This is a genomic window from Streptomyces sp. NPDC060209 (assembly GCF_042728155.1).
Classification (GTDB): Bacteria; Actinomycetota; Actinomycetes; order Streptomycetales; family Streptomycetaceae; genus Streptomyces.
Genome location: NZ_JBHWZS010000353.1, coordinates 1 through 8569, shown reverse-complemented (window position 1 = coordinate 8569; position 8569 = coordinate 1). Strand labels below are relative to the sequence as shown.

Genomic DNA, 8569 nt, shown 5'->3' with positions numbered 1-8569 from the left:
GGGTGGGTCAGTCGAGGTGGCCCCCGGCCTTGAGGACGCCTTCGGCGACCTTGAAGGCTTCGCCGGCCGCGGGCAGGCCGCAGTACACGGCGGTCTGCAGGAGGACTTCCTTGATCTCGTCGACCGTCGCCCCGTTGTTGATCGCTCCCTCGACGTGATGCGCGAGCTGGGCGGGCCGGCCCAAGGCGGTCAGCACCGAAAGGTTGATGATGCTGCGGGTCTTGCGGTCGATGCCGTCGCGAGCCCAGACACGCCCGAAGCAGACTTCCTCGGAGTAGTCCTGGATGACATCGTTGAAGCTGTTCCGGTTTTGGTCCTTCTTCTCCACGTAGCCGTCACCCATGAGCTCGTTCATGATGCGTCGGCCGGTGGTCCTGGGGTCAGTGGTGCCCATGTGCCGTCTCCTTGTTGTCGGTGAACTGCGAGTCGATCAGCCGCGGTCGAGAACGGCCTGGACCTCCTCGGCGGTGAGCTTGATCGTGACCCCCGCTCGTTCGTTCTGCAGGAGCAGCGGGGTCTGCGAGTCCCGCTTGCCCCATCCCCGGTCCAGGGCCTCCGTGAAGTCCTCCTGAACCAGTCGCGCTGCGCGCATCGGGACCTCGAGCTGGTCCGCCAGCTCGAGAGCCAGGCGGAGGTCCTTGTTCGCAAGCGCCAGCGCGAACGACGGGGGATCGAAGGCCTCCTGCAGATATCGGTCACCGACCCGGTCGAAGGTCCGGGCCCTGCCGATGGCGCCCTGTCGCAGGGCGTTCCAGAGGGCGTCGGGTTCTACGCCTGCCTTGACCCCCATGGTGAAGACCTCGGCGATCCCCGAACGGATGATCATGCTGGCGCAGTTGTGCACCAGCTTGGCGGTGTTGCCGGCGCCGATCTCTCCCACGTACAGGATCTGGTCACCGATTGCGTCGAGGACCGGACCCACGCGTTCGAAGGCGTCGGGGTCCCCGCCTACGTAGATGGCGAGCTTGCCTGAGCGTGCCCCCTTGGGGCCGCCGCTGACCGGCGCGTCGAAGAGCTCGACGTCGTGCTCACGGCACGTTTGATGGACCTCGCGCACCACTGTGGGGGAGTTCGTCGTCAGGTCGAACCAGGTTGCACCCGGCTTGAGTCCACCCAGCAGCCCTCCGTCGCCCACGCCGATCTGTCGCATCTCCACAGGCCCCGGCAGGGAGGTGAACACCACGTCGACCGAACCCGCGAGGTCTGCGACGGAGTCCGCCCAGACCGCCCCCGCCTCCTCGAGCGGGGCGGCGCTGGATCGGTCGAGATCGTGCACGACCAGGTCGTAGCCCGCTCGCCGCAAGTTGAGAGCCATGCCCTGACCCATGGAACCCAGCCCGATGAAGCCGACCTTCATGGTTGTCCTTTCGTCGATGAACGGGCAGCCGCTGCGGTGTGAGATCCGCGGGCCCTTGCCCCAGTGGATCGTAATGACGAACCATTGACCATATAGGCGAATGAACGGTAGGACTCGAGCGTCAGGGTGTCAATGGCGCCGACGGGGTGCCGGCCGTTGACATCGAAGAGGTGCGACCCTAGCCTCGGGGTTGTAAATACGGACAGTGGTTCGTAATGACGAACGACTTGAGGCGTGGGCATTCCGGAGTGGAGTGATCCTCGGCCTCGCCCGTCACGCGGCGGCCCAGAGGGTCGCAGAGATCGGGCGAAGTGAGGTTCTCCATGACTTGAGTGACGCCCGATGTGACGGAGGCTCTGCATGACCGCCCTCGAAGGCGTGAAGGTGATCTGTGTCGGACAGTTCTACTTCGCCCCGTACTGCACCATGCTGATGGCCCGTCTCGGTGCCGACGTCATCAAGGTCGAAGCACCTCAGGGTGATCCCTACCGGCGCCTGCCGACCGTGGACGACGACGGCTACCCGATCCAGTTCCGCTTCCTCAACTCCGGCAAGCGCAACATCCGTCTCGACCTCGCACACCCCGCCGGACAGGACGTCCTGCGCAAGCTCGTCGGCAACGCCGACGTCCTGGTGCAGAACCTCTCACCGGGCGCAATGGACCGCTTCGGCCTCGGCTACGACCAGCTCAGCGAGATCAACCCCCGCCTGATCATGGCCTCCGGCACCGGCTTCGGAACCTTCGGCCCGTACGCCGGCGAATCCGCCATGGACCTCACGATCCAGGCTCGCAGCGCCATCATGAGCACCACGGGCTTCTCCGACGGAGCACCTGTCCGCACCGGACCCTCGATGGTGGACTTCATGGCAGGGACGCACATCTTGGCCGGGGTGCTGGCCGCTCTGTTCCAGCGGACCCGCACCGGGCGCGGCCAGCACGTCGAGGTCGCCCTCCAGGACGCCGTCCTCCCCTCCCTGACCTCGAACATCGCGGGGTTGCTCAGCAAGAACACCGCGAACTTCGAACGCACCGGCAACCGACACGGGGGCATGTCGGTCACGCCCTACAACGCCTATCCGGCCGCGGACGGTTGGGTGACGGTGCTCTGTCCCACCGACAAGCACTGGGACCGACTGCGGCAGCTGATGAACGACCCGGATGCCGACGACCCGCGGTTCGCCACCATGCCCGGGCGATGCGAGCACATGGATGAGGTGGACGCCGTCGTCGCCCGCTGGACCGGGCCCCGCAGCAAGAAGGACCTCGCCGCGGCATTGAAGGACCTGAAGATCCCGTGTGCTCCGGTGGTCACCCTGCCGGAGCTGCTGGAGGACCCGCACATCCGCGAGCGCGGGGTGGTGCGCACCGTCAACGACGAACAGGGGTCGTTCATGACCCTTGGCAGCCCGCTGCTCCTCTCCGACTCACCGATGGTCGAGCCCACCAGGTCCGGAGCGCTCGGCGAGCACACCGACCAGGTGCTGAGCGAGGAACTCGGTCTGTCCGCCGATGACATAGCGAAACTGCGCGACGCCGGAGCCATCTGAGCAGCTGCGCGCCCGTGACGCGACACGACATAAGGAGCGACAGCACGTGAGCGTTGAACCTGATCTGCGGATCCGGCACGTCAGCCCGGCCTTCCGCACATTCTGCGGTGAGGGAGCACTGGAATCCCTGCCGCGAGAGCTGAAGCGGGTCGGCGCCCGCCGCGCGGTGATCATCTGCATCCCCGCGGTCGCTGCGCACACCAAGACGATGGGACGTGTCCACGACGCGCTCGGTGAGCGTCTCGTGGGTCAGTTCGACGGAGTCGAGGAGCACAGTCCACTGCCCTCCGTCGAGCGGGCCCGGGACTTCCTGGCCGAACACGAGGCGGACGCGGTGATCGCGGTCGGCGGCGGATCGTCAGTCGTCACCGCCCGTGCGGCGACCATTCTGCTGGGCGAGGGCGCGGATGCGCGGCAGTTGTGCACCCGGAGGGAGGGTGGCCGGCTCGTGAGCCCGAAACTGGCCGCGCCGAAGCTGCCGCAGTGGGTGGTGCCGAGCTCTCCGACCACGGCCTACGCCAAGGCGGGCGCTGCCGTGAGAGACCCTGGAACGGGGGAGCGCCTCGCGCTCTACGACCCGAAGGCCCGCGCCCAAGGAGTCGTCCTCGACCCGGGGATGGCACTCACCGCTCCTCCCCGGCTGGCCTGGTCGGCTGCCTTGAACATCTTCTCGATGGCAGTCGAGGGCTTGCAGTCCCGCCGGGTGGACCCGCTCGCCGACGCGCAGCTGGCTCATGCGCTGCGTACCGTCGTGGCCTGGCTGCCCGGGGTCCTGAAGGACCCGGACCAGGCGGCTCCGCGTCTGCAGCTGATGCTTGCGGCGATCTTGAGCGGCCAGGGGAGCGATCACACCGGCGGGGGACTCGCGCAGGCACTGTCGCACGCCATCGGCCCGAGGTCATCGGCGCCGAACGGTGTCGTCGAAGCTCTTCTGCTGCCGCATGCGATGCGCTTCAACGCGAGTACGGTCCCCGGCCGGCTCACGGCCATCGGGAGCTACCTGGGGCTGGCAGGCACCTGCAGCCCGGAGGACGTCGTCACCGAGGTCGAGCGCCTACTGGACGTCTTCGAGGCGCCCCGTCGTCTCCAGGACATCGGCGTCGAGCAGGGAGCGCTCGGTGAGGCCGTTTCCCACGCCATGGACGACTGGGCCATTACTGCCGTACCGCGCCCGCCCGAGGGCCAGGACGTTCGCGAGCTGATCACCGGGGCCTGGTAGAGGCCGGCCCCGAAACACCACGCATTCACGATCACAGAGGAAAGTGCCATGACGACGACGGAGAGCCCACAGGGCACGGAGTTCGGCAAGGAGCTCGCCACCGGCAAGTTCACCGAAGAGATGCTCACGAGCATGCGGAACCTGATCGGGACCGAGCTCCGCACGGACGCGTGCGTGAACAACGAATACGCCACACGGCTTGCCGTCCTGCGGTTCGCCGAAGGCATCGGTGACGGCAATCCGCTGTGGACGGACGAGGAGTATGCCGCCGCAGGCCCGTTCGGCGAGATCGTCGCTCCGCCGAGCTTCATCTTCGCCTGCCTGGGCTCGGTCCAGGTCGGGTGGCGTGGGCTCGGCGGGTTCCACGCCGAGACCGACGTGACCTTTCATGCTCCGATCCGCGTCGGCGACAAGATCACGGCGCGCGTCTGGTTCGACGGGTTCGACGACCCGGTCGAGAGCGCCTTCGGCGGCCGTAGGATCAAGGATTACCTGCGCCAGGAGTACTGGAACCAGGACGACAAGCTGGTCGCAAGGTTCATCTGTTCGCGGATGCGCTTCGAACGCGGTGAGATGCAGAAGCGCCGCAGCTCGCGCGCGATCGAGCTCCCGCACCCGTGGAAGGACGAGGAACTCGCCGAGATCGAGGAGGACATCCTCGCCGAGACCCCGCGCGGTGCCGAGCCGCGGTACTGGGAGGACGTGCAGATCGGCGATGAGCTCGACAACCTGACGAAGGGACCGATCGGGCTCACCGACGAGATCGCCTACGTCGCTTCCGGCGCCGCGCCCATCCCGCGCCTTTCCGCTCACGGTGTCGCACTGCGCCGGTATCGCAAGCACCCGAAGTGGGCCTTCCGCGACCCCAACACGCATGCCCTCGAGCCGGTGTACTCGGTGCACTACAACGACTACGCCGCTCGACTCCAGGGCGCGCAGATCGCCTACGACGTCGGCATCCAGCGCACCTGCTGGCAGATCCACACCCTCACCCACTGGATCGGCGACACCGGCGCGGTGAAGGCGCTCCACGGCCAGTACAGGGCGCACGTCTACCTGTCGGACGTGGTGCGGCTGGGCGGCAAGGTCGTGGGCAAGGAGATCGACGCGGACGGTGACGCCGTGGTGCACCTTGAAACCTGGGCGTACAACCAGCGTCAGCAGAACTGCATGCCCGGCACCGCGACGGTCGTTCTCCCGCGGCAGCCGGAGGGGAAGGCCGCCTGATCACTCGAAGCAGGAAACAAGCGCCACGTGCCGTCAGGGTGCGTGGCGCTTCGGTGTCGGATGGTGCGTCGGCGGATGACCTGAGACAGCCAGGAGGCAGGTGCCGAGTGGGAGCCCTGAAATGCCGGAAGCCGACTCGGTCCGGGCGTTGACACCCTCGGGCTGGTGTCCGTAGCGTACGGACGTAATAACGATTAACAGTTCTGATATACGAACTACTTGGCTGCTGTGACGATGCTTTAGGAGTGTGTTCTGTGATCGAACGCGACCAGATCTTCATCAACGGCAAGTGGGTGCCCTCGGCAGGCACCGATGTCATCGAGGTGATCAATCCGGTCACCGAGGAGGCTGTCGTCACCATTCCGGCCGGCACGGCCGCAGACGTGGACGCTGCCGCCGAGGCAGCAGCTGCGGCCTTCCCGGCCTGGTCGAAGACGCCGGTCGGAGTGCGTGCGGAATTCCTGCGCAAGCTCGCCGAGCTGACGGAAAAGCGTTCCGACGAGATCACCAAGGCCATCGTCAGCGAGATCGGCCAGCCCTACGCGATCGCTGCCGAGGCCCAAGGGGCCTCCGCGGTGGTGGACCTCGTGAGCCTCGCCGAGAGTCTCCCCGAGATCACTTGGCAGGAGCAGGTCGATCGCACCGTCATCGCCCGGGAGCCGGCCGGTGTGGTCGGGGCGATCACGCCGTGGAACGGCCCGATGCGGATGGTCTGCATGAAGGCCGGAGCGGCGATCGCGGCCGGGTGCACCGTCGTACTCAAGGGCACCGAGGTGGCACCGCTGAGCTCGTTCATCTTTGCGGAGATGGTTGCCGAGGCAGGCCTGCCCGACGGCGTGTTCAACCTAGTGTCGGGCACGGGGCCCGAGGTTGGCGAGGCCATCGTCACCCACCCGCTGGTCGACATGGTCTCCCTCACCGGATCCGTGCGGGCAGGCCGCCGGGTGATGGAACTGGCCGCACAGGGCGTCAAGAAGGTCGCCCTCGAACTCGGCGGCAAGTCGGCGAACGTCATCCTGGAGGATGCCGACCTCGTCCGGGCGATCGAAGTCGGCATGGAGGACGCTTTCAGGAACTCCGGGCAGGTGTGCGGCGGGCTGTCCCGAGTCCTCGTCCCCCGCTCCCGGCTGGCCGAGGCCGAGGAGATCGCCGTCCGCAAGGCGGAGAGCTACGTCCTGGGCGATCCCTACGACGCAGCCACCACGCTCGGTCCAGTGGCGAACGTGCACCAGCGCGAACGGATCCGCGACTACATACGATCCGGGCTCGACGAGGGCGTGCGCCTTCTCACCGGTGGCCCGGACGCCCCCGAAGGACTCGACCGCGGCTACTTCGTCCGGCCCACCGTCTTCTCCGGCGACAACACCTCGCGCGTCGCGCGGGAGGAGATCTTCGGCCCGGTCGTCGTGATCATCCCGTTCGATGACGAGGACGACGCCTTCCGGATCGCCAACGACACCGAGTACGGACTCGCCGGAGCCATCTGGGCCGGGACCGACGAGCGTGCGCGGGGCCTCGCCGGCAGGCTGCGCGCCGGACGCATCCGGATCAACGGCTCCGCGGTCAACCAGCGTGCGCCGCACGGCGGGTTCAAACTCTCCGGCATCGGCCGCGAATTCGGCCGCTACGGCATCGAGGAGTTCCTCGAGTACAAGTCCATCGGCTGACCGGGCGAGCGACATGATCACGGTCAACGCCCGATCGATCGCGGGCCCTGGTGAGGCGTTCACGCCCATGTCACTGCAGCGCAGGGCCGTCGGACGGACTGATGTCCTGATCGACATCGCCTACTGCGGAATCTGCCACACCGACGTCAGCCGCGCACGCGGCGAGTTCGGTCAGACGCACTACCCGCTCGTCCCCGGCCATGAGATCGTCGGCATCGTCTCCTCCGTCGGGTCCGAAGTCCGCAAGTTCGCGGTCGGTGACCGGGTGGGTGTCGGATGCCTGGTCGACTCCTGCCGGGAGTGCGACTACTGCCGCGACGGCATGGAACCCTACTGCCGCAACGGCCACATCCGGACCTACAACTGCCTGGACCGCTCCGGGCAGTACACCCAGGGCGGCTACAGCGAGAAGATCGTCGTCGACGAGAGCTATGTCCTCCGCATCCCGGACGGTATCCCGCTGGAGTCGGCTGCCCCGCTGCTGTGCGCGGGGATCACGCTGTACTCCCCGTTGCGGCACTGGAAAGCCGGGCCCGGCGTCGAGGTCGCCATCATCGGATACGGCGGCCTCGGGCACGTAGGGGTACCGATCTCTGCGGCACTGGGGGCGCACACCACCGTCTTCGACCTCACGATGGACAAGAAGGCCGACGCCTACCGGCGAGGGGCCGACGACTACCGGCTGTCCACGGACCCGGCGATCTTCACCGACTTCGCCGGCACGTTCGACCTCATCCTCTCCACGGTCCCCGGGGACCTTGACTACGACGCCTTTCTCGGGCTGCTCGCGCTGGACGGGACGTTCGTGAACCTAGGAGTGCCGAAGAAGCGGATCTCACTCGACGTGTTCTCGCTGTTGAACAACCGGCGATCGCTCGCAGGCACCCTGGTGGGGAGCATCGAGGAGACGCAGGAGATGCTCGAATTCTGTGCCGGGAACGGGATTACCGCCGAGGTCGAGGTCGTCGGTGCTGACGGGATCGACGCGGCATACGACGGGGTCGCGGCCGGCGAGGTCCGGTACCGGTACGTCATCGACATCGCGACCATGGCGACGACCGGCTGAGTCACCTTACCGGGCGGCAGGGGCCTTGGTGAGGCAGTCGCGGACGAGGGGGAGGGAGCAGCGGCTCCGGGATGCCGGTGAGGTCGGGTTCCTCGTGTACCACCCGGTGCATGAGGGCGTGCGGCCGCCCCTCGGGTGTCTCGAAGGGGAGGCGTCCGCCGACGGCGAAGGCGAGGACCGAGCCCAGGGAGAGGATGTTGCATTCGCGACGGCGCCCTGTCCACCGACGACATGGGCTGTCCCGTGCACGTCACAGACCTGGCCGTCGCCCTCCTGGAGCTGGGCCGCCGACACGACTTGAGTGGTGCCCCAGCGGCCGGTGATGGTGGCCGCTTGCAGCAGGGTGAGGTTGCCGGGAGGCCGAGAATTCGCTCTGCCGGGAATTTTCGAGGTTCGCACGGCGCACGGCGGTGATTCGCGGCCAGCGCTACTCCGGCCGAGCGTGAAGGAAGGACGTCGTCGCGTGACCCCAGGCGGGCTCGGCC

Annotated in this window: 7 protein-coding genes; 5 read left to right on the top strand and 2 right to left on the bottom strand. The window is 67.4% G+C overall.

The features are described from left to right. Positions 1–7 precede the first annotated feature (7 nt). On the bottom strand, positions 8–394 hold the full coding sequence (locus tag ACFWFI_RS37890; protein ID WP_387399561.1) for a carboxymuconolactone decarboxylase family protein: 387 nt from the start codon (positions 392–394) through the stop codon (positions 8–10). A gap of 36 nt (positions 395–430) precedes the next feature. Further along, a complete protein-coding gene (locus ACFWFI_RS37885; protein WP_387399563.1) occupies positions 431–1375 on the bottom strand; it encodes an NAD(P)-dependent oxidoreductase in 945 nt (314 codons plus the stop codon). 342 nt (positions 1376–1717) lie between these two features. Between ACFWFI_RS37885 and ACFWFI_RS37880 the strand changes: the two genes are divergently transcribed. The 5 genes from ACFWFI_RS37880 (at position 1718) to ACFWFI_RS37860 (ending at position 8084) form a co-directional block, all read left to right on the top strand. Next, positions 1718–2905, top strand: a complete 1188-nt coding sequence (locus ACFWFI_RS37880; protein WP_387399559.1) for a CaiB/BaiF CoA transferase family protein — start codon at positions 1718–1720, stop codon at positions 2903–2905. Between the two features lie 46 nt (positions 2906–2951). Then, a complete protein-coding gene (locus ACFWFI_RS37875; protein WP_387399557.1) occupies positions 2952–4124 on the top strand; it encodes an iron-containing alcohol dehydrogenase family protein in 1173 nt (390 codons plus the stop codon). Positions 4125–4172: 48 nt separating this feature from the next. Further along, complete coding sequence (locus ACFWFI_RS37870) at positions 4173–5351, top strand: FAS1-like dehydratase domain-containing protein (protein ID WP_387399555.1); 1179 nt, start codon at positions 4173–4175, stop codon at positions 5349–5351. Positions 5352–5605: 254 nt separating this feature from the next. Continuing rightward, positions 5606–7018: an aldehyde dehydrogenase family protein gene (locus tag ACFWFI_RS37865; protein ID WP_387399554.1), complete on the top strand. Its 1413-nt coding sequence runs from the start codon at positions 5606–5608 to the stop codon at positions 7016–7018. 13 nt (positions 7019–7031) lie between these two features. Continuing rightward, complete coding sequence (locus ACFWFI_RS37860; protein ID WP_387399551.1) at positions 7032–8084, top strand: NAD(P)-dependent alcohol dehydrogenase; 1053 nt, start codon at positions 7032–7034, stop codon at positions 8082–8084. Positions 8085–8569: the final 485 nt, after the last annotated feature.

Bases quoted from the DNA above. Each gene is read 5' to 3' on its own strand.
- ACFWFI_RS37890 (WP_387399561.1), bottom strand. From the start codon at position 394: ATGGGCACCACTGACCCCAGGACCACCGGCCGACGCATCATGAACGAG.
- ACFWFI_RS37880 (WP_387399559.1), top strand. From the start codon at position 1,718: ATGACCGCCCTCGAAGGCGTGAAGGTGATCTGTGTCGGACAGTTCTAC.
- ACFWFI_RS37870 (WP_387399555.1), top strand. From the start codon at position 4,173: ATGACGACGACGGAGAGCCCACAGGGCACGGAGTTCGGCAAGGAGCTC.
- ACFWFI_RS37860 (WP_387399551.1), top strand. From the start codon at position 7,032: ATGATCACGGTCAACGCCCGATCGATCGCGGGCCCTGGTGAGGCGTTC.